The organism is Pseudomonas sp. ChxA (assembly GCF_030263855.1).
Lineage (GTDB): Bacteria > Pseudomonadota > Gammaproteobacteria > Pseudomonadales > Pseudomonadaceae > Aquipseudomonas > Aquipseudomonas fluorescens_CB.
Map to the genome: position 1 here is coordinate 3,386,396 of NZ_JARPMK010000001.1, position 21,862 is coordinate 3,408,257.

General features: G+C 59.6%; 19 protein-coding genes. 12 read left to right on the forward strand and 7 right to left on the reverse strand.

Annotated elements, in window-relative coordinates; all coding sequences use genetic code 11:
- Positions 1 to 15: 15 nt before the first annotated feature.
- A complete protein-coding gene (locus P5706_RS15065) occupies positions 16 to 942 on the reverse strand; it encodes a 4-hydroxyproline epimerase (RefSeq protein ID WP_200432166.1) in 927 nt (308 codons plus the stop codon).
- 11 nt (positions 943 to 953) lie between these two features.
- Positions 954 to 2,579, reverse strand: coding sequence for an APC family permease (locus tag P5706_RS15070; protein ID WP_285679737.1), 1,626 nt, complete (start codon positions 2,577 to 2,579; stop codon positions 954 to 956).
- 310 nt (positions 2,580 to 2,889) lie between these two features.
- Between P5706_RS15070 and P5706_RS15075 the strand changes: the two genes are divergently transcribed.
- Both P5706_RS15075 and treS read left to right on the forward strand, forming a co-directional pair.
- Entirely contained in the window at positions 2,890 to 3,648 is a 759-nt protein-coding gene (locus tag P5706_RS15075) for an AraC family transcriptional regulator (protein WP_285679739.1), read from the forward strand.
- Positions 3,649 to 3,720: 72 nt separating this feature from the next.
- Positions 3,721 to 5,787 (forward strand): maltose alpha-D-glucosyltransferase, encoded by a 2,067-nt coding sequence (gene treS, locus P5706_RS15080; RefSeq protein WP_200432163.1) that lies wholly within the window; start codon positions 3,721 to 3,723, stop codon positions 5,785 to 5,787.
- Here treS and P5706_RS15085 read toward each other — a convergent pair.
- A complete protein-coding gene (locus P5706_RS15085; RefSeq protein WP_285679742.1) occupies positions 5,784 to 6,683 on the reverse strand; it encodes a LysR family transcriptional regulator in 900 nt (299 codons plus the stop codon). The two genes, treS and P5706_RS15085, sit on opposite strands and share 4 nt — an antisense overlap.
- 95 nt (positions 6,684 to 6,778) lie before the next feature.
- Between P5706_RS15085 and P5706_RS15090 the strand changes: the two genes are divergently transcribed.
- Both P5706_RS15090 and P5706_RS15095 read left to right on the forward strand, forming a co-directional pair.
- Entirely contained in the window at positions 6,779 to 7,456 is a 678-nt protein-coding gene (locus P5706_RS15090) for a nitroreductase (RefSeq protein ID WP_285679744.1), read from the forward strand.
- Positions 7,457 to 7,636: 180 nt separating this feature from the next.
- Entirely contained in the window at positions 7,637 to 8,029 is a 393-nt protein-coding gene (locus P5706_RS15095; RefSeq protein WP_285679746.1) for a tautomerase family protein, read from the forward strand.
- Positions 8,030 to 8,078: 49 nt separating this feature from the next.
- Here the strand turns inward: P5706_RS15095 and P5706_RS15100 are convergent, their stop codons facing one another.
- From P5706_RS15100 to P5706_RS15115, 4 genes are all read right to left on the reverse strand, one after another.
- Entirely contained in the window at positions 8,079 to 8,684 is a 606-nt protein-coding gene (locus P5706_RS15100) for a cysteine hydrolase family protein (RefSeq protein ID WP_285679749.1), read from the reverse strand.
- 190 nt (positions 8,685 to 8,874) lie between these two features.
- Positions 8,875 to 9,576 carry a 2OG-Fe(II) oxygenase gene (locus P5706_RS15105; RefSeq protein WP_285679751.1) on the reverse strand — a complete coding sequence of 234 codons (702 nt, stop codon included), beginning with the start codon at positions 9,574 to 9,576 and terminating at the stop codon, positions 8,875 to 8,877.
- Entirely contained in the window at positions 9,573 to 9,842 is a 270-nt protein-coding gene (locus tag P5706_RS15110; RefSeq protein WP_285679752.1) for an Ada metal-binding domain-containing protein, read from the reverse strand. Before P5706_RS15110 ends, P5706_RS15105 begins: the two co-directional genes overlap by 4 nt.
- Positions 9,832 to 10,449 carry a 2OG-Fe(II) oxygenase gene (locus P5706_RS15115; protein ID WP_285679753.1) on the reverse strand — a complete coding sequence of 206 codons (618 nt, stop codon included), beginning with the start codon at positions 10,447 to 10,449 and terminating at the stop codon, positions 9,832 to 9,834. Before P5706_RS15115 ends, P5706_RS15110 begins: the two co-directional genes overlap by 11 nt.
- A 212-nt stretch (positions 10,450 to 10,661) precedes the next feature.
- Between P5706_RS15115 and P5706_RS15120 the strand changes: the two genes are divergently transcribed.
- The 8 genes from P5706_RS15120 to P5706_RS15155 all read left to right on the forward strand — a co-directional run bounded on the left by P5706_RS15120 (position 10,662) and on the right by P5706_RS15155 (position 21,844).
- Entirely contained in the window at positions 10,662 to 12,380 is a 1,719-nt protein-coding gene (locus P5706_RS15120) for a hydrogenase maturation protein (protein WP_285679755.1), read from the forward strand.
- 90 nt (positions 12,381 to 12,470) lie between these two features.
- On the forward strand, positions 12,471 to 13,808 hold the full coding sequence (locus P5706_RS15125; RefSeq protein ID WP_285679757.1) for an EAL domain-containing protein: 1,338 nt from the start codon (positions 12,471 to 12,473) through the stop codon (positions 13,806 to 13,808).
- Between the two features lie 234 nt (positions 13,809 to 14,042).
- Positions 14,043 to 14,708 carry a response regulator transcription factor gene (locus tag P5706_RS15130; protein ID WP_170037525.1) on the forward strand — a complete coding sequence of 222 codons (666 nt, stop codon included), beginning with the start codon at positions 14,043 to 14,045 and terminating at the stop codon, positions 14,706 to 14,708.
- Positions 14,709 to 14,842: 134 nt separating this feature from the next.
- Positions 14,843 to 15,508, forward strand: a complete 666-nt coding sequence (locus tag P5706_RS15135) for a response regulator transcription factor (RefSeq protein ID WP_285679762.1) — start codon at positions 14,843 to 14,845, stop codon at positions 15,506 to 15,508.
- A gap of 38 nt (positions 15,509 to 15,546) precedes the next feature.
- Complete coding sequence (locus P5706_RS15140) at positions 15,547 to 17,895, forward strand: ATP-binding protein (RefSeq protein WP_285679764.1); 2,349 nt, start codon at positions 15,547 to 15,549, stop codon at positions 17,893 to 17,895.
- A complete protein-coding gene (locus P5706_RS15145; protein ID WP_285679766.1) occupies positions 17,895 to 20,192 on the forward strand; it encodes an ATP-binding protein in 2,298 nt (765 codons plus the stop codon). Before P5706_RS15140 ends, P5706_RS15145 begins: the two co-directional genes overlap by 1 nt.
- A gap of 284 nt (positions 20,193 to 20,476) precedes the next feature.
- The gene (locus P5706_RS15150) at positions 20,477 to 21,025 is read left to right on the forward strand and encodes a fimbrial protein (RefSeq protein WP_285679768.1); all 549 of its coding nucleotides are present in this window, start codon (positions 20,477 to 20,479) and stop codon (positions 21,023 to 21,025) included.
- Between the two features lie 72 nt (positions 21,026 to 21,097).
- Entirely contained in the window at positions 21,098 to 21,844 is a 747-nt protein-coding gene (locus P5706_RS15155) for a fimbrial biogenesis chaperone (protein WP_285679771.1), read from the forward strand.
- Positions 21,845 to 21,862: the final 18 nt, after the last annotated feature.

The following is a 21,862-nucleotide window of genomic DNA, read 5'->3' on the forward strand; positions in this document are numbered from 1 at the left end:
AAATAAGGCCCGGGTTCAGATGCCCCAGGCAAAAGGGTCCTGCTCGTCGATCAGCAAGGTGCTGTCGGCGGTCATGTAGGCGCGGCCGGTAATGAAGGGGCGAATGCGCTCGCCATCCCATTCATAACGGCCTTCGAATTGGCTGCCGGTGATGCTGGCTTGCACCCAGGTGGCGCCGGGCGCGAGTTTGTCGTCAGCCGCCAGGCACGCGAGTTTGGCGCTGGTGCCGGTGCCGCACGGCGAGCGGTCGTAGGCTTTGCCGGGGCACATCACGAAGTTACGGCTGTCGGCGTGTGCGTCGTCGGCGAACAGTTCGATATGGTCGATCAACGCACCGTCCGCACCGTGAATGCCTTGGGTTTCCAGGGCCTTGAGCATCGCCCAGGTGTAGTCGGTAAGAGTGTCGACGTTGTCCATCGCCAGCCGGTGGCCGTGCTGCGACACCAGGAAAAACCAGTTGCCGCCCCAGGCGATATCGCCCTGCACCACGCCATAGCCCGGCACGTCCACCGGCACCTGGTGGCGATGACGGTAAGCGGGTACGTTGCGCAAGGTCACCGCGCCGTCGTCGTGCAGGGTGGCGGCTACCGGGCCGACCGGCGTGTCGATGGTGTGCACGCCGGGCGTTATGCGGCCCAGGTGGTGCAAGGAGGCAACCAGGCCGATGGTGCCGTGGCCGCACATGCCCAGATAACCGGCATTGTTGAAAAAGATCACCCCGCAGGTGGCGCCGGGCGTGACCGGCGCGCAGTACAGCGCACCGACCAGCACGTCATTGCCACGCGGCTCCAGCAGGCAGGCGCGGCGCCATTGATCGTGTTCGCTGCGCAAGGTATGCAGCTGGTCGGCAATGGTTGCGCCGGCCAGCGCAGGGAAGCCGTCCATTATCAGGCGCGTCGGTTCGCCGCCGGTGTGGGAGTCGATAACATGCAGGCGCTTCATAACAGGCTCCATCAGTGAGTGGCCGGGGACAGTGGCGCGCTGTAATGCGCATCGCTGACGGCTTCGCTTTCGTCGTCTTCGTGTTCCAGGCGCACCAGGTGCGCGGGCACGCCAGTGGCGGCGCCCCAGTAGTAGATGCCCAGGGCGCAGAGGGCGACGACCAGCGTGTCAAACGGGTGGCTGATCACACCGATACCGCCGAAGCTGCCGAGCTTGGACAGCAGGATGGTCACCGCGTAGAAGCCGATCAGCCAGGCCGACGAGCGCACTTGTTGCTTGATATTCAGGTGCGCGGTCGGCACCCAGCGTGCGCACAGCAGGTACACCACAAACATCAGGATTTGCAGGCCCAGCAGCCAGGACACGGTGCTCCAGCCCGACCAGTACACAATCAGCGCGGCGATGATGAACGACAGCGGGCCGAGCACGGCCATGCCCTTGACCCGGAACGGCCGAACCATGTCCGGTGCATTGCGGCGCAGCGCGGCGACGGTGACTGGGGCCACCGCGTAGCTCAAGATCAGCGCCGCCGACACCACATTGATCAGCGCTTCCCAGGACGGAAACGGCAGGGTCCAGAACACCGACAAACCAAAGGTCAGCCACAGCGCCGGGCGCGGGATGCCGGACTTCTCATCAATGCGCGTGAAGATCTTGAAAAACGTGCCGGTCTGCGCCCAGCCGTACACCACACGCGGCGTGGCGTTCATGTAGATATTGCCGCAGCCGCTGGGTGAGATAACGGCGTCGGCCACCACCAGATAAGCCAGCCAGCCTACACCCAGTGCCAAGGCAATATCGCGATACGGCAGCGCCAGTTGCTTGCTGATACCGGCCCAGCCATCGGCCAGCATCTCGGTCGGCACGCCACCGAGGAATGCGGTTTGCAGCAGCACATAAATAGCGGTCGACAACAGCACCGAGAGGATCAAGGCAATCGGGATCGTGCGTTGCGGGTTCTTCACTTCACTGGCTACCGAGATGATCGGCGTGAGGCCCAGGTAGGCAAAGATCACACCGCCAGCCGACACCGCCATCTCGATGCCCGACATGCCAAACGGGGCAAAGCCCTGGGTCTGGAAATTCGCCGGTTTGAAGAAGGTGAACAGCACACCAATCACCAGTAGCGGCACGATGAACTTGAACACGCTCACCAGGTTATTGGCGATGGCGAAGGTCTTCACGCTGCGGTAGTTGAGCACAAAGAACAGGCACAGCAGGGCGAACTGCATCAGCCAGCCCAGGGTGGTCGGGTCGCTGGAACCGACCTTGGTCAGCTCGGGAAACCAGGCCGCGGCGTATTGGCGCGAGGCGACCACTTCGATTGCCACCAGGCTTGAGAATGCGATCAGCGTGATAAAGCCCATCAGGTAGCCCAGCAGCGGGCCATGGGAATACACCGGGTAACGCACCACGCCACCGGCGCGGGGCAGGGCGGCGCCGAGTTCGCAGTACACAATGCCCAGCAGCAGCACGGCGAACCCGCCGATCAGCCAGGAAATAATCCCCGCCGGGCCGGCGATGGCGGACACGTGGCTGGCTGCGAATAACCAACCCGAACCGAAGATGGCGCCTAACCCGATAAAGGTCAGGTCCATCAGTGAAAGTTGTTTCTTGAACTTGCCTTGAGCAGACATGGCGGCGCCTTCTTGTGAGTTATTGGATAGGCATGCAGTGGCGATATCCTGAACCGATCAAGGGCGCTGCGATTGATGTTTTGCGTTGATGTGAATGACGAATTCGGCACAGTTTGAATCCGCCGATCTAAGCTTTTATGTGGGAGCTGGCTTGCCTGCGATTGCATCACCTCGGTTTGCCTGAATGACCGAGGCGTCTGCATCGCAGGCAAGCCAGCTCCCACATTTTTGACCAAGTGTGGCTTTCAAACCTTGTGTGGATACTAAGGCTGGCATAGGGCAACCTGCTAAAAAAACCGGAGTTCAGGCCATGGTGCCCAGTGCATTTGCGAGCTTTCTACAGGCCAATCGCCCCAACAGCATCGAGCAGCTATTGGCCGGGGTCGCGCAGTTGTTGCCCTTGCTCGACGTAATCCCCAATGCCGCGATTTTCATCAAGGACATCGACGCCCGCTACGTCCTTGCCAACCACACCCTGGTGCAACGCTGCGGGCTCAAACAGTTGCAGCCGCTGCTGGGCAAGACCAGTGCCGAAGTGTTCCCCGCGCAATTGGGGCCGGGCTACACCGAGCAAGACCGGCGCGTGCTGCAGCAGGGCTTTGTGCTCGAAGACCAGCTAGAGCTGCACCTGTATGGCAGCCGCGAACCGGGCTGGTGCCTGACGCACAAATGGCCGCTGTACAACGACAAGGGCGCGATCATCGGCCTGGCGGGTATTTCGGTGGACCTGCAATCGGCCAGCGAAAAGCACCCGGCCTACCAGCGCCTGGCCGCTGTTGATGAGCACATACGCCAGCATTTCAACCGCCGTGTCACCCTCGGTGAGCTGACCCGCATTGCCGGGATCTCCGTGGCGCAGCTGGAGCGCTACTGCAAACGCGTGTTCCATCTCACGCCTCGGCAGATGATCCAGAAGGTGCGTCTGGAACATGCGCACCGGCTGTTGCACACCGACCTGCCGATCACCGAGGTGGCGCTGCAATGCGGCTACACCGACCACAGCGCATTTACCCGCCAGTTCAAGGCATTGACCGGGTTTACGCCCAGGCAGTACCGGCAATTGGAGTAAATGCAACGAATCAAGGCCTCCGCCGCTCCTATGCTTACCAATCACCTTTTCACGGCAAGAGGAAACAGGCTTATGACGGCGGCGGATAACGATCATGTGAACTGGCTGGTGCAACAATCCATGCTCAATGCGGCGCGTCAGCGGGCCAAGCTCTATAGCGGGCAAGGGCGTTTGTGGCAGCAGCCGTATGCGCAGACCCGGCCGCGTGATGCCTCAGCGTTGTCGTCCGTGTGGTTCACCGCGTACCCGGCCTCGATTGTGACCCGTGAAAACGGCACGGTGCTCGAAGCCCTGGGCGACGAAAGCCTGTGGCAGGCGTTGTCGAAAATTGGCATCCAGGGCATTCACAACGGCCCGTTGAAAAAGTCCGGCGGGCTCGACGGTACGCGGCATACGCCGACCATCGATGGCAATTTCGACCGCATCAGCTTCGAGATCGACCCGCAACTGGGCACCGAGGCGCAGTTGCAGGCCCTGACGCGCATGGCCGCCGCGCACAATGCGGTGATCATCGATGATGTGATCCCATCCCACACCGGCAAGGGCGCGGACTTCCGCCTGGCCGAGATGGCGTATGAGGACTATCCGGGGCTCTACCACATGGTCGAGATCCGCGAGGAAGACTGGTCGCTGTTACCTGACGTCGCCGAAGGGCGTGATGCGCAGAACCTCAGCCCTGCGCAGGTGGATGCACTGCGCGACAAGCATTACATCGTCGGCCAGTTGCAGCGGGTGATTTTCTTCGAGCCGGGCGTCAAGGAAACCGACTGGAGCGCAACCCCGGTGGTCATTGGCGTGGACGCCAAGCCGCGCCGCTGGGTGTACCTGCATTACTTCAAGGAAGGCCAGCCGTCGCTGAACTGGCTGGACCCTTCGTTCGCCGCGCAGCAGATGATCATCGGCGACGCCCTGCATGCCATTGATGTAATGGGCGCCAAGATCTTGCGCTTGGACGCCAATGGCTTTCTCGGCGTGGAACGCAAGCTGGACGGCACCGCCTGGTCGGAAAGCCACCCACTGTCGATCACCGGTAACCAGTTGCTGGGCGGGGCGATTCGCAAGGCGGGCGGCTTCAGCTTTCAAGAGTTGAACCTCACCGTCGACGATATCGCCGCCATGTCCCATGGCGGTGCCGACCTGTCCTATGACTTCATCACGCGCCCGGCGTATCAGCACGCGTTGCTGATGGGCGACACCGAGTTTTTGCGCCTGATGCTGCGCGAGATGCACAGCCAGGGCATCGACCCTGGCTCCTTGATTCATGCGCTGCAAAACCACGATGAACTGACCCTGGAACTGGTGCATTTCTGGACCCTGCATGCCCACGACAGCTACCTCTACCAGGGCCAGACGTTCCCCGGCAACAGCCTGCGTGAGCATATCCGCGAGCAAATGTATGAGCGCCTGGCCGGCGAGCATGCGCCGTATAACCTCAAATTCGTCACCAATGGGGTTTCCTGCACCACCGCCAGCATCATCACGGCAGCCTTGGGCATCCGTGACCTGGAGGCGATCACGCCGGCCGATATCGAGCAGATCCGCCGTATCCATGTACTGCTGGTGATGTACAACGCCATGCAGCCTGGGGTGTTTGCCTTGTCCGGCTGGGACTTGGTCGGCGCGTTGCCGTTGGCGGCCGATGCAGTTTCTCACTTGATGGGCGATGGCGACACCCGCTGGATTCATCGCGGCGCCTATGACCTGGTGGATTTAAACCCGGATGCCGAACTGTCCGCGGGCCAGATGCCACGGGCGAAAACCCTCTACGGCAGCCTCAACAGCCAGTTGCAGGACCCGGACTCGTTCGCGTCCCAGTTGCAGAAAATTCTCGCCGTGCGCAACGCCTACGGAATCGCTGCCAGCCGCCAGATCCTGGTGCCGGATGTGGAGCATCCGGGGCTGCTGATCATGGTTCACGAGTTGCCGGCCGGGAAGGGCACGCAAATCACCGCGCTCAACTTCGGCAGTACCGCGCTGACCGAAACCCTGCACCTGCCCGACATTGCGCCAGGGCCGGTGGTGGACATTATCAATGAGCGGGTCGAGGGCGATCTTACTGCTGAGGGTGAGTTCACCATCACGTTGGACGCGTATGAGGGGCTGGCGCTGCGGGTGGTCAGCCTGTCGCCGATGCTTTAGGGGCCGAAGGCGTTCATGACCTGATCGATAAAATGCCGCAGCTTCGCCGTGCGCTGGCGGTCTGCCGGATAGATCAGGCTCATGGGTTTTGATGGCCCTTCATAGTTGGGCAACACCCGCACCAGTTGCCCACTGGCCAGCGCCGGGGCGAGCAGGTCGAGGGCGGCCATCACCATGCCGAAACCGGCGATGGCGGCCTTGAGTTGGGCATCGGCACTGTTGACCCGTAAACGGCTGGCGACCGATACCGGAAAGGCTTTGCCGTGGCGGGTGAACACCCATTCTTTGTCCATCACCCGGTCGGTGAACACATAGCCCAGGCACGCGTGGCTGGACAAATCACTGGGATGCACCGGTGTGCCGTGTGCCTGCAAGTAAGCCGGGGAAGCGCACACCAGCAGTTGGTAGGGGCGCAATGGGCGTACCACCAGGCTGGTGCTGTCGGCCACACCTGGCTCACCAATCCGAAAGGCGGCTTCGACGCCTTCGGCGATCAGGTCGACGTAGCGGTCCGTGAGGTCAAGGTCGATCTCCACCAAGGGGTGCTCGGCCAGGAACTGATTGATCACTGGCATCAGGCTTTGCGCCCCAAAGTTTTGCGGTGCGCTGATCTTCAGTGCGCCCATGGGCTGGGCATGGGTGTCCAGCGCCAGCGCATCAGCGGCTTCGACATCGGCCAACACACGCACGCAACGGGCGTAGTACGCGCGGCCGAACTCGGTGAGTTGCTGGCGTCGGGTGGTGCGGTTGAGCAGGCGCACTTGCAGGTGCTGTTCGAGGTGCTCGATGTAGCGCGCGATCATTTGCGGCGACAGCTGAAGCAGGTTGGCAGCGGCGGCGAAGGAGCCGGCATCGGTGGCGGTGACAAACACCTGCATGGCGCGAAACTTGTCCATCAGTCATCACTTTTGGTTGTGAATGTGACAATCATCGGTGCATTTATCCTTATAAGCGTGGTGAATAAGCTAGCACCTTTTCCAGGAGAGCTTCGATGAACGCGCCAGACATTTTCCAAGACATCGCCCGCAGCCGCCGTGTTACCCGTCAGTTTTTACCGACGCCCGTGAGCGAGCATCAACTCAATCGTGTCCTGCTGGATGCCCAGCACAGCCCGTCGAACTGCAACACTCAGCCATGGCAGGTGCACGTGGTGAGCGGCGCGGCCCGTGAGCGTCTCTCTGCAGCATTGCTGGCAGCCGATGATCGCCAACATTTCACCCCGGATTTTGAGTTCGATATGGCGGCCTACACCGGCGTGTTTGCCGAGCGTGCGCAGGCGAGTGGCCGCGCACGCTACGAGGCGATTGATATTGGCCGTGACGACCATGCCGCCCGCGCCGCCTGCTTGCGTCACAACCTGACCTTTTTCGATGCGCCCCATGTGGCCTTTCTGTTCATGCCCAAGATCAGCGATTACGTGCGCGCGGCGGGCGATATCGGCATGTATGCGCAGACTTTCCTGCTGTCGCTGCAGGCGCGCGGCCTGGGCGGGATTCCCCAGACGCTGTTGGGTATGTACGCCGAAACCGTGCGGGAAGTGCTGGGGGTGAGTGATGAATTGAAGCTAATGTTCGGCATTTCCTTCGGGCATGCCGACCCGCATTCGGCCTCGAACTTTGTCGACGTTGGGCGCGTGGCGCTGCAAGACAGTGTGGTGCGGCACAGCTGAATGCATGCTCTTACGGGGCATATGCGTGCTTATTACGGCTTTGTGCTGGAGAGTATTTAAAATGCGTAATTCGCATAATTAAATATAAAAATATGCGCTTGATGTATTTTGATGTTCGAGCTAGCGTAGTGCCAATGGCCACGTTTGAGCACCGGCCACTGACCTGCCGAGGAATTTCCCATGCCTTTAGTTCGAATCGACCTGGCCGCCGACACTTCCACTGAAACCGCCGCTGCGATTGGCGATGTGGTCTATGCCGCCATGACCAGCGTGGCCAACGTGCCTGAGCACGACAAATTCCAGATCATCAACCGTCACGCCAAGGATGAGCTGGTGTATCCGGCGGCGGGTTATCTGGGGATTACCTACACGCCGAACATCGTATTTATCCAGGTGACCTGGAGTGCCGGGCGCAGCATCGAGGTGAAAAAGGCTTTTTATAAATTTATCGCTGAGGGCATCCACGCCAAAACCGGGCTGCGCAAAGAAGATGTGTGGATCAGCCTTGTTGATGTAAAACGCGAAGATTGGTCGTTTGGCAACGGTGAGATGCAGTACGCGCCGACCGAGTGAGGCCAACAGGCACAAAAGGCGGCGACTCGTGAACGGGTCGCCGCCTTTTTTATTGGGCGTTCAACGCTTGTAGAAACTGGGTGTGTTTCAGCGTTTGCGAGAACATCGGCAGGGTGAAATTCTCGGCGGCTTGTTGTTGCTCATCACTGAAGGTGGCGGTGCAGTCGGTCAACGTCACCACGTCGTAGCCTTTCTCATAACCCGATCGAACCGTGCCTTCGACGCAGCAATTGGTCAAAAAGCCTGCGACGACTAGGTTCTGGATGCCGTTGTTGCGCAGCACCAGGTCAAGGCCGGTGGTGGCAAACGCATCCAGGCCACGTTTGCCCTCGATCAGGATGTCAGCCGGCTCACGGCTCAGCGCTTCGGTGATTTCGGCGCCCCAGCTGCCGGCGCGGAAGGCGCTGCCGTCTGCCACACCCTTGAGAATGCCGTAGGAACGGTGCGTCAGCTCAGGGTAGCCGTCAGCGAACTGGATCGGCATATGGATGATCTTCACACCGAGTTTTCGTGCTTGCTCAACCGTGGTTGCAGTGTTCGCCAGCATGTCGGTGCTGTGCATGACGCCTTTGACTGCGTCGTGAAACACGCCATCCGCAGTGGTGAAGTCGTTTTGGAATTCAATCAGGACCAGTGCGGTTTTTGTCGGGTTCATAGTGAGGCTCCGTCAGGTGGTTTTTTCACTACAGCAGTTATAGGCGCCAAATCCAAGGGCTGCACGCATCGTGTGGGAGCGGGCTTGCCCGCGAATGCGATGGATCAGTCAATACCCAGGTGTCTGGCACACCGTATTCGCGAGCAAGCCCGCTCCCACATGAAAGCAGAATCCCGACCGTTGACCGCATTCATTTGGCATCGTGAAAAATGATCCCCAACGTATGGCGCTCTCCACGATGCAGACGGCTCACACCATGACGTACGCTGACTTTGCAAAAACCACGCGCGGAACGTGCCGGGCGGCTGTTGACGGCAAAGATCAGTGCCTGGCCTTGTTCAAGGGGGACCACCTCAGCCCGTGCGGCTTTGCTGGAACCGGAGTGGGTGAGGACGAACTCACCGCCTTCGAAGTCCACACCTGGCTGGTCCAGCAGAAACACCACCTGAAACGGAAACACCTGCTCGCCATACAAGTCCTGATGCAGGCAGGTGTAGTCATCTTGCCGATAACGCAGCATCAGCGGCGTGGGCCTGCATTGGCCGGCCTGGTGACAGATCGCTTTGAACTCGACATGGGTGTCGGGGAATCGTTGATTGATCTTCAGCGCCGCGTGCCAGCGGTTGGCGACCGGTGCGAGGCGCTCGTACAGGCGCGAGCGCAGGCTGTCGACGAGTGCCGGCAGCGGGTAGCGAAAGTATTGGTATTCACCGCGCCCGAAAGCGTAGCGCTGCATGACAATGCGGCTGCGGAAATGGGTTTCATCGGCATAGAGTGCCGCGAGTTGCTGGCACGTTTGCCGAGTCAACAGTCGTGGCAACAGCGCGAAACCGTCGTTCATCAAGGCCGCTTCTATCGTTGGCCAATCGAGGTGTTCCAGGTGAGTGTTCATAAAGGCTGCTGAAGTTTCCATAGGCGATACTCGGCCGGCATGCACACGGCGCAAGGGCGATAGCCCGCAGCGATGGCGCTGGCTTGATTGAGGAAAAACACCCGGTGCTGCACATAGCCGCCACGGGCGATGGCGTGCAGCGCCGCGCGGCAATCCAGCAGGCCGTAGCGTTTGCCGCGTCGATGGCCACCCAGCGTGCCGGCTTGGGTGCTTGAGTAGGGTTGACCATCGCTGCCCAACAACCGCCATACACGCTCAGCTGTCATGGGGCGCCCCAGGGCCGAAGTGAAAACTGAGCAAAAAACCGCGCCGTTCGCCGCTTCGGACCGGGCTGATCGCGTGTTTTATATTCACCCGGTAGTAACCCTTGCTGCCCTTGAACGGTCGGTGCGCCGTGGTGATCACGGCCAGGTCGCCACGCTGCAACGGCAGCACCATCGGCCGCGATTGCATTCTGGGGCGTTGCTCGGTGAGGATAAATTCACCGCCGGTGAAGTCCTCGCCTGGAGCAGACAGCACGCCGACCAGTTGAAACGGAAATAGGTACTCACCCTCGGCATCCTGCCCCAGCGCCAGGTGTTCGTCTTCATGTAGGCACGTCAACCGAGACAGCTCTCGTTGCTGGCCGACGGCCCGGCACTGCGTGTGAAAGTCGGTGAGTTGTGGAGGGAAGCGGTAGGGCAGTTGCAGGATGTCATTCCACTGGTTGGAAACCTGTGCCAATGGCGGATAAAAGCTGTTTAGAAGGTTGCCGAACAAACCTGGAGCCTCAAGCCCGAACAGGCCGGGAAGCACGATAAACCCTTCGCGGTCGAGTTCCAGGCCGATGGATTGCCAGTCCAGGCGTTCCAGGGTGGCGGCAAGTGTGGTCATCAAAACCTCGGTCACTGTGCATTTGCGCCAGTGTAGGCGGGCGCCAAGTCGCTGAAACTCCGGTTCTTGCGACGCAATTCCCCACAGGCTGACCGAAGATTGATCTCGATCATGTGCCCCGCCTGGCAGGCCTTTTAACCTTGTGCTTCCATCAAAGGCCAGGGACGGCTCAATGCGAGCCTGTGGCCGTGCACCTCAAGGAAGAGTCTGCCATGCGATCATTGAAGATCATCTTGTTGTCCTCAGCATTCAACGGTCTGACCCAGCGGGCCTGGCTGGACTTGCGCCAGTCGGGGTTTGACCCTAGCGTGGTGCTGTTCACCGATGAAGCCTCGGTGTGCCGGCAAATCGAGGAATCCGACGCCGACCTGGTGATCTGCCCTTTCCTCAAGGACCGCGTGCCGCAGCAACTGTGGAGCAACCTCGACCGCCCGCTGGTGATCATTCATCCGGGGATTGTCGGTGACCGTGGCGCCAGCGCGCTGGACTGGGCCATCACCCAGCAGGCGCGTCGCTGGGGCGTCACCGCATTGCAGGCGGTGGAGGAGATGGACGCGGGGCCGGTGTGGTCAACCTGTGAATTCGACATGCCCGCCGAGGTGCGAAAGGCCGAGTTGTATAACGGCCTGGTGAGTGATGCGGCGATCACTTGCATCCGCGAGGTGGTGGAAAAATTCACCCGTGGTGTGCTCCCTGCGCCACTGGATTACACGCAACCCAGCGTCATCGGGCGCTTGCAGCCGAACATGAAGCAGGTAGACCGTGCCTTCAGCTGGCACGACTGCGCACGCTTCATCAAACGCAGCATCGACGCCGCCGACGGCCAGCCGGGTGTATTGGCCAGTATTCACGGCGAGCAGTATTACCTGTACGACGCGCACCTGGATGCACGCCGGGGCCTGCCGGGTGAAATGCTTGCGGTACAGGATGATGCGGTATTGGTCGCGGCCGGCGATCAAAGCGTGTGGGTCGGCTCACTTAAACGCAAGGCTCAGCCAGGCGAGGAAACCTTTAAGTTGCCGGCCCGTCACGTACTGGCCGGGCGCCTGGCGGGTGTGCCCGTACTGGACAGCTCGATTGCCCACCAAGCCTTCAATGCACAGGCCTATCAACCGATTCGCTACCGTGAATGCGGCCCTGTCGGCGAATTGACCTTCGAGTTCTACAACGGCGCCATGAGCACTGAACAATGCCAGCGGCTGGTCGTTGCACTGCGCTGGGCCAAGGCACGGAACACCCAGGTGCTGCTGATCAAAGGCGGGCGCGGCAGCTTTTCCAATGGCGTACACCTCAACGTCATCCAGGCCGCACCCGTGCCGGGGCTGGAGGCTTGGGCGAATATCCAGGCGATCGATGATGTGTGCCAGGAACTGCTGACCGCCCGGCAACTGGTGGTCAGTGGCCTGACTGGCAGTGCCGGTGCCGGCGGTGTGATGCTGGCCCTGGCGGCCGATATTGTTTTCGCCCGCGCCGGTGTGGTGCTTAACCCGCATTACAAGAGCATGGGGCTGTATGGCTCCGAATACTGGACCTACAGCCTGCCCCGCGCGGTGGGCAGTGAAATTGCCCATAAGCTCACCGAAGAGTGCCTGCCGATCAGCGCTATTCAGGCACAGCAGTGGGGCATGGTGCAGGACATTGGGCCACGTTGCCCGGAGGAGTTCAGTGCATGGTTGCTGCAAGCGGCCCAAGGCGCGCTGAGCGATGAGAAATACGCCGCGCAACGCGTGCGCAAAGCCACTATCGACCTTGAACCAATGGACCGCTGCCGCCAAAACGAGTTGGCCCAGATGGAACTGGACATGGTGCACAACCGCCAGCAGTTTGCCGAGAAGTGCCGCAACTTTGTGTTTAAGCGTAAAGCCTGCCAGACGCCGCAACGGTTGGTTGCGCCGTGGGCGTTGGCGCGTAAGGGCGAACTGGTTGACTGAGCGGTACTGCGGTTTTAGTCCCAGTCCTATTTGTTTCTGTTTTGGCGCTGATAAGCTTTTTTCCTGAAACAATCTCAGGAAATTTTTGTCATGATCCAAAATGCCGTCGTGCCCAACGAGTTCAGCGCGCTACGTGTCGTCACTTTGGCATCCGATGCTGCCTGTGCGCATCGGCTCGCCTTCGCCTTGAGCAGCATGGGGGTTACGCCGATCGCCAATATTGGCACCTTGAGCGCCGTTGAGGCTTGGCTGCGCGAGTCCCCGATCGACGTCATTGTCTGCGAAATTCGCCCAGAGTGCGGTGATGGGCTGATGTTGCCGAGCCTGCTCAGGGGGCTGCACGAAGCAGGCACACTGGCCCGGTTGCCCTGCATCTTCTGGACCGGAGAGACGGCCTTGGACGCGCCCGCGGGCGAGGTCGACGTGACCCGTAAAACGCCTGCAAGCCCGCTCTGGATCAAGTACATGGGCGGGGTTGCGGTCAGTGCGCTGGAGTCCCATGCGCGGTTGGCGCGAACGGCGGGGATCTCCGTGCAAATCCTGCGCGAAGGCGCAACCCTGGCGCTGGGCGACGCGTTGCGCGCGGTCGTGCTGACGCGTACGCAGCCGGACGCAAGGCTGAACATGAACACGTTCGATGACTTGGCCGAAGATGAGGTGATCAACGCGCTGACCACAGGCGAGGGCTTGCGCTTTGTGTTCCAACCGCAATTTGAGCTGCTGAGCCGGCGTATCGTGGGAGCCGAAGCGCTGGTGCGTTGGAAGCATCCACGGTTTGGGGAAATCCCTCCTTCGGTATTGATGCCCTTGGTCAACCGCCTGGGTCTGGACCTGCTGCTGTTCAGCCTGGTGGAGATGTGGACGATCAAGGCCATGCTCGCGCTCAAACGCGAACATATCGGCATTCCCATTGCTGTAAACGCGTCGGCAAAAACCATTTGCACCCCCGACTTCTCCGAGCGCCTGGCCGCGCGGATGCGCCAGGCCGGCCTGCCGAACCGGCTGCTGAAAATCGAACTTACAGAAGATGTGCCCGAACCGGATGAACTCTACCTGTCCGCCTCGTTGACGGCGATTCGGGCCAAGGGGTTCCAGGTATCGATGGACGACTTCGGCACGGGCGCGGCTACGTTGAACCTGTTGGCGAACCTTTCGTTTGATGAGATGAAAATTGACGGATCGTTTGTGCGTGGGGTTGAACAGCACTCGTCTTCACGCAAAGTCATTGCCGGTATCGTCAATTGGGCGCGACTGCTCAGTTTGAATTTGGTGGCTGAGGGCATCGAAGACGAGTCGACGATTGCGTTGCTCTATCGTTTGGGTTGCCGAGTGGGGCAGGGTTACGCGTTGGCTCGCCCAATGGAAATGGACGATTTCTTGAACTTTGTTATTCAGCGGGAAAATAGTGCTGGTGCTGGGCGCTTTTAGGAGTGATCTGATACCCGAATGAGTGCCCGTGCATTAACTTTCGCATCCACTCACTGTTTGAAAACTAGCGGTCACTGAGTGGGTTTGGCTGTTGTTATGTGTGTTATGTGCGATTGTTCAATATCACGGATGCCGTTGATTTTATAGGTTCGTCTGCGATGACGAGAACTTACTAAAGATGAGAATGTTGCAGGCCTCATCCTTTTGCTCGTTATAAAGAGTGCCTTCCACGTTATGAAATGCTTAAGAATCGCTTTGCTCGATGATCATGCAATCGTGCGGCACGGGTTAATCAATCGATTGCAGCAGGAACCTGATTTTGAGGTGGTGGGTGTCTACGCCCGCAGCCGTGAAGCGATGGCTGGGCTCGCGTTGCTGCCCGCCGATGTGCTGTTGCTGGATTTTGTGCTCGGGCCCAGTGAACTGGACGGCATCTTGTTGATTCGTGCGTTGCGAGTGAAGTACCCGCAATGCCGCATTCTGATGTTCTCCACGCATCACGATGCCGCCACTGTGATCCTGGCCCTGCGTGTCGGCGCGCGCGGGTTTCTTGGCAAAGGTGAAGATATCAACCAGTTGATCAGTGCGGTTCGGTTGGTGGCATCCGGGGAGGTCTACCTGAGCCCGGACATGGCCTACCGGGTAGCTGAAGCGACGGCGGTGAACCATATCGGTGACGAGCAAAACCGTGATGAAGCTTTGCGTTTTGTCAGTCTTTCCGCGCGTGAACAGGACGTGATTCGCTGTTACTTGACGGGTATGACCATTACCGATATCGCCGAAAAATTCAATCGCAGCATCAAGACCATCAGCTCACAAAAAGCCTCGGCGTTTCGCAAGTTGGGTGTGGTGTCGAACAATGAGTTGTTCAGGATCAAACACATTATTGATGGTATTTGATCCTCGTTCCCGACACCCAGGCACTAGCGGGGTGTGATTTACCGATCCTTGCTTATACTCAAAGACGGGTTGAACGTTGTAGCGGTGGGGTATCCCAGTATTCCGACAGCGTTGTGCCGAGTGGGTCGATCACGATGAAACCAATACGTATTGCTTTGCTGGATGATCACGCAGTTGTTCGACACGGGCTAGCCGCCACGTTGGCGGCCGAGGCGAACTTTGAAGTGGTTGGCATTTATGCGCGCAGCCGCGACCTGATCGCCGGCCTCGCCTCGGCGCCAGCAGACCTGCTGCTGCTGGACTTCTCCCTGAACCCTGACGAGCTGGACGGGGTCTCACTGATCCGCGCCTTGCGGGTCAAATTTCCCAGCTGTCATATCCTTGTTTTGTCCACGCATCACGACCCGGCGACGGTCAGCCTGGCCATGCGTGTCGGTGCCCGTGGCTTTGTCGGCAAGGGTGAAGAAATGGCGCAGTTGGTCAAGGCCATCCGCAAGGTGGCGGCGGGTGCGGTGTACCTGAGTACCGACATGACCTACCGCCTGGCGGAGACGGTGACCAGCGATACTGGCCAAGCCCGTGGCGATACGCCTGACGCGTTGGTGCAGGCGGAGTTGACCAGCCGTGAGCAGGAAGTCATTCGCTGTTACCTGGCGGGAATGACGGTGAGTGAGATTGCCGAGAAATTCAACCGCAGCATCAAAACCATCAGCACCCAGAAAACCGCAGCGTTTCGCAAGCTGGGGGTCACCTCGAACAACGAGCTGTTCAAGCTGAATAAACTCATCGGCACGCCATGACAATCGGGTTGTGCAAGGCAGTGCTACTGGCATTGATAATGCTGGGCTCGCCGCTCGCCTGGGCCGGTTCTGTCGCGTTGAGCGACGCGCAACTGCAGTGGATAGCGCTGCACCCGGTGCTGCGCGTCGGGGTGGTGGAGGGCTTGATTCCGTTCGAGTACATGAACGGTGGAGAACTGCGCGGGCGGTCCATGCAGTATTTACAGTTCGTGACGGCCGCTACGGGCCTTCGTTTCAGCTACGTGCCCGGAAATACAATGGCCGCACGCGAAAACATGCTGCTGGCAGGTCAGGTCGACCTGCTGTCCTCATACTTGCGCTTTCGCTCTGAGCCTGCAACCAAGGGCATTGTTGCGCTGGTTTACCACACCACCTCGCCGATCATCGTCACGCGTGTCGACAGCCCGGGTGTCTTCGACCTTGAACAACTACAGGGCAAAAACGTGATGATTCCCGATGTGGAATATTACGAGACGATATTCCGGGACAAGGCGACCAAGTCCCATCTGATCAGAAGCACCTCGGCTCTGCAGATGCTGACCATGGTGAAGGAGGGCAAGGCCGATGCGGTAGTGGCCTCGGAAACCTTTTTAATGCCTTACCTGTATCGACAATTCCAGGGCGTGCTGGAAGTTTCCGGCGTGGTCGGCAGCCAGATGCTGGATGTAAGCATGGCCGTGCGCGCTGATGACGTCATGCTGCGCTCCATACTTGAAAAGGTACTGGGCTCCATAACGGCGGAGCAGCGCAATGATATTTATGAGAATTGGTATCACGACCTGGAAGTGGACGTGCCGTCCCTGTCAAACATCTTCAATCATTATGCGCATGTGTTCATCCTCGGCGTGTTGGCGTTGGCCAGCTTGTGCGCGCTGGTCTATCGCGGTCATCGGTTGCGCCGGCGGGCGTTGCGCAACGAGCAAGAAAAATCCATGTTTCTGGCGGTCATGAACCATCAAATACGTTCGCCCATGAACGCAGTGCTGGCGGCGATGGAGTTACTGGGGCACACACGGCTCAATCAGCAACAACGCCACTTTGCGCAGCTGGCAAATAGTGGTGCCGACGCGATGCTGCATTTGCTGGACGATGTCCTTGAAACCTCCGGGTCGCAGGTCAAGCCGAAACGCCTGAAGGTCGAGTCGACCGATGTGACAGCGTTGGTGCAGGCAGTCGTCGGGCTGCATCGCCTGCGGGCCAGGGAAAAACGCCTGGAACTGAATGCGCATATCCAAGAGGCGTTGCCCCTGTTGATACTCGACAGTGCGCGCCTGACGCAAATCCTGCATAACCTGCTCTCAAATGCGATCAAGTTTACCGATGCGGGCAGTATTGATATCGACGTGCGCCAAGTTGGCCTGGACGCGAGCAACGGCCGCTTGCAGATCGAGGTCCGCGACACCGGCATCGGTATTTCGGCGGCGGTGCAGGCGTCGTTGTTTCGACCCTACGCGCAGCATAGCCAGTCATACAAACGCGCGGGCGGCTCAGGGTTGGGGCTGGTGATCTGCCAGCAGTTGGTCACCTTGATGCACGGGACGTTGACGCTCAGGAGCGCGCCGGGCACAGGCACCACGGTGACGATCTGCTTGCCCGCGGTATACGCCCCGCAACCCAGTGCATCGCAACCGCCAGAGGTGCCATTAACGGCAAAAGCGGGCAGGGCATTGCACATTCTTGTGGTGGAGGACACCCGGGCGAACCAGCAGGTGTTGGGCGCGCAAATCAACAGCTTCGGCAGCCTGCCGGTGATAGCCGGCGATGCCGCCCAAGCCCGCGCTTTGTTTGTGCACACCCGTTACGACCTGGTCCTGATGGACTGTGATCTGCCGGACCAGGATGGCTACAGCCTGACCCACGCGCTGCGCGCACACGAACAGCAAGTGGGCCGCCTGCGTTGCCCGATCATTGCCATCTCTGCCCTCACGGGCGAGCAACACCTTCAGCGCTGCCTGGCGGCGGGAATGGACGCGGTGTTGAGCAAGCCTATTCGCCTGGAGCCATTGCGCGGGGTGATTGAGCGTTGGTGCGACGTCACACTGGCAGACCCTCGGTTAAACCTGATGGCTCCCGTGTTGGACCAAGCCGGAATCAATCGCGAAGTAGCCGCTGACCTGGGCAGCCTGATCAAGGCGTTAGCGCTGTGCGATCGCTCATCCGCTCTGCACGTGACCCACCGTTTGCACGGCGCAGCGCTGATCATGGAATGGTCGGCGATGGGTGAGACTGCCGAGAACCTGCAGAACCTGCTGCGCGTGCAGACGGGATGGGATGACCCGGCGTATGCGCAGGCTTTGCGGTTGTTGCTCCAGCAATGGCGTGACTTGGGCGACGATATGCAGGTTGATGCACTGCCTGCCACTCGTTCGCACCGGATGCTGCCTTGATGTGGCGCTTGTTGGCGGTGTTGGCGCTGATGGGCCAGATTGGTCTGTGTGTTGCGCAGTCCAACGCGCCGGCGTTGGCGTTGGCGTTGACACCACAGGAACTCGATTGGATTGCAGCCCACCCGGTATTGCGTGTGGGGGTGTTCGATAACCTGTTGCCCTTTGAGTACATCAGCGGTGGCGAACTGCGAGGGCTGTCGGCCAAGTACCTGGACTTGATCGCACGGCGCACGGGGCTGCGTTTCAAGTCTGTGCCGACCACCTCACGCAGTGCGCGCAAAGACATGCTGCTCAGTGGCGAGGTGGATATCTTGTCCACCCGGCGCCGGTCGGACGACCCTATAGAAGATCGCGGCGTCCTCTATACCGCGCCTTACAACACCAGTTCGACCATCCTTATCAGCCGTTTTGACGATCAGCCGTTTGCCGAACTGGGCCAGCTCGCCGGCAAACGCCTGGTGATGTTGGGGCGTGAAGGCTATTCGGCGTTTTTACGTGAGCGGGTGCCGGGCATCACGATCATTTCGGCGCAGAATGCGATCGACATGATGGCAATGGTCAAGGACGGCGATGCGGACGCCGCCATTGCCTCGGAGTGGTTGCTGATCCCGTATCTGTCTCGTCAGTACCAGGGCGTGCTGCAGGTTTCCGGTGTGGTGCCCGAGCAGCGTACCGGGGTAAGCATGGCGGTGCGCGACAACGACGTGATTTTGCTATCGATTTTGCAGAAGGTACTGGGGTCCATCTCGGGCGATGAGCGCCAGGCGATCTACGATGCCTGGTTCGCGGACATGAACCTCGATATCCCGCCCATCAAGGCCATCCTTGATCACTACAAAAGTGAGTTGTGGTTGCTGCTCAGCAGCGTGCTGATACTCATCACGCTGGTGTGGCAAAGCCGCGTGCAACGCCGGCGCGCCATCCATAACGAACGAGAGAAGGCGATGTTCCTGGCGGTTATGAGCCACGAAGTTCGTTCGCCGATGAACGCGATACTGGCCGCTGTTGAGTTGCTGGAGCACACCGCACTTGATGAACAGCAACATCACTTTGCAGCCCTTGCGAACGACGGCGCCAATACCCTGTTGCGGTTGGTGGACGATGTGCTGGATATCTCCAGGATGGAGGCCGGGCAATTGACGCTGAATGTGGAGGCCGTGGACCTGGGCGCGCTGGTCCAGCGCGTGGTGGACAGCCAGCGCGCGTCTGCCGAGGCAAAAGGTCTTGAACTGACGGTAACGAGTGAGCACCTGCATGCCCCGTTATTGCTAGATGAACTGCGCGTGGCGCAGGTCTTGCGCAACCTGATCGTCAATGCCATCAAATTCTCCGACAGTGGCCAGGTAGAGGTTCGGCTTCAGGTACTTGAGGGCGATCAGCAACTGATGATTGAGGTCATCGACAATGGGATCGGGTTGCCCGACCAGGCACACGCCTCATTGCTGAGTGCATCCGCGCGTGCCAGGGGCAGTAACGGGCTGGGGTGGGTGATCTGCCAGCGGCTAGTGCAGTTGATGCGGGGCGAGTTGACGCTCAGCAGCCTCCAGGGCAAAGGCACCCGCGTGGGTGTGAGGTTGCCGGTTGAATGGGCTGCGCCGCTTGATTCACCCGCGCAGGCGATGCCTTCGCGCGATGAACCTGTGGGCTTGAGGGTGTTGGTGGTGGGAGCCAACAGGATCGATCAGCAGGGGCTGGTAACGCAACTGCATGCGTTAGGTTGCCAGCCATTGCCGATGGGCGACGCCAACCAGGGTTTAAGGTTTTTCAATACACACAAGGTTGATCTGATACTGATCGACTGCGACCTGCCAGCAGGCGATGGCTATAACCTGGCCGGCGAATTTCGGCAGGTGCAGAACCAACAACAGCGGCCACATTGCCCGATCATCGCTATCTCATCGGTTACCGGCAATGAGCTACTGGAGCGCTGCTTTGATGCGGGCATGGATGGCGCGCTGAGCAAGCCAATTGGCAAGGGCCTTCTGCGCGAAACCATTGAGCTGTGGTGCGAGGTCAATCTGCTGCAACCCGCATCGGCGCACGATACCAGCGGGCCTGAAATACTGCGCAAGCAGCTTGGCGAATTGCTTGAGGCGGTGGCTCTGCGTGATCGCGGCCTGGCGTTGCACGCCTCACATAACCTGCAGGCTGTCGCGTTAGCGGCGGGGTGGATGGATATCGCGACCACGGCCGACAGGGTCGATGTGGCGTTGCAGGATGAAGCCGCGTGGCCCACTGCAGTTATAGCCGGTCATCTGAGCCGTATGGTTGAACAGTGGGCAGCATTAAGCGCTTGAGTGTTGCCCTTGACTTGTTGGGGCGACGGCGTTGTTTTTAGGAGCACTCCTATTGACCAGAAAGTTGTCTGCGGAATAAAAAAACCTCATCGGTAGATAAATTTTATTGCGCCGCTATCACCAAGTTAATTAATTAAAATCTGCAGGGCTTAGTTGCTTTTTCGGAGCAGTCCTATTTGGGCAGCTCGGTGACTTCCTTACACTTAACTCCGCAACAACACAGCAGTTCTCCTGCAACAGGGAACTCACTCTCTTCTCAGCATCTTGCGCTCTTGGAGTTATTCATGGATTACAAAGCCCGCGTCCTCGCTGTACTGGTCGCCGCCACTGCCACCTCCGCCGCCATGGCGTCGGACGGTACTATCAACTTCAACGGTGAACTGAAAGCCGAAACTTGCCAAGTCGCAGTCAATGGTGCGGCAGGCTCAGCAGGCAGCACCGTCACGCTGCCGACGATTTCGACCGCTTCGCTGGCTGCACTGGGCCAAGTGGCGGGCCAGACCGGGTTCAGCATTCAACTGAGCAAGTGCTCTGCGGCGCTTAAAACCGCCTCTGCGTTCTTTGAAGCAGGTGGCTCGGTGGACCCGGCCAGCGGCAACTTGAAGAACTTGAGCGGCACCGCCACCAAGGCGCAACTGCAATTGGTTGACGCCTCGAATGGTAAAGCCATCAAAGCCGGTGATACCGGGCAAGTGGCGTCTACCAGCCGTATCAGCATCGATACAACAACACTGAGTGCCGACCTGCCTTACGCCGTTCAGTACTACGCCCAGGCCGCAACTACGCCAGGGACGGTTATCAGTAACGTGACGTACTCCATTAATTATCAGTAAGTCGTTCGCCAATGAACACACGCCCTGTGTGGTCGGTAAGGGCGTGTTTTCTGGCGGCGATGGGACACTGTCATGCTTTGCAAACTTCCACTTAAACAGATGCTGCTGACAAGCCTTATGGCCCTGGCAAGCGCCCAGGCCATTGCGGGTGTGGTGATTACCGGCACGCGGGTGATCTACCCGGCTGGCCAGAAGGAAGTCACCGTCAAACTCAATAACAACGGCACGCAGCCCGCGCTGATGCAAGCCTGGATCGATACTGGCAGTGTCGAGTCCACGCCCACCAGTTCCAAGGCGCCGTTTCTGCTTTCGCCGCCGGTGGCACGTATCGACCCGGCCAAAGGCCAAAGCCTGCGGGTATTGTTCACGGGGGCGGCGTTGGCCTCGGACAAGGAGTCGGTGTTCTGGCTGAACGTACTGGAAATTCCGCCCAAGCCCGAGGCGGGTGAGGACCTTAACACCCTGCAAATGGCATTTCGCTCGCGAATCAAGCTGTTCTATCGCCCCACCGAGTTGCCCGGAACCGCCACTGAAGCGATTGAACAGGTGCAATGGCAAGTGGTTTCCAGCCGTGATGGCTTGGGCCTGGCCTTGCAGGCGTTCAACCCGTCGGCCTTTTACGTGTCGCTGGTTGAACTGGAACTGGTGTCGGGCTCAGTACGTGATCGCAGTGAGGACGGCATGGTCGCTCCGGGTGAAACCCGACACTTCCCGCTGCCGACTCTCAAGACTCGGCCTGCCGCCGATGCCCAAGTGGAGTTCAACGCCATCAACGATTACGGCGCGCTGATCCCGACTCGGAAAGCACTCAAGCCTTGATCAACTCCTGACGTCTTT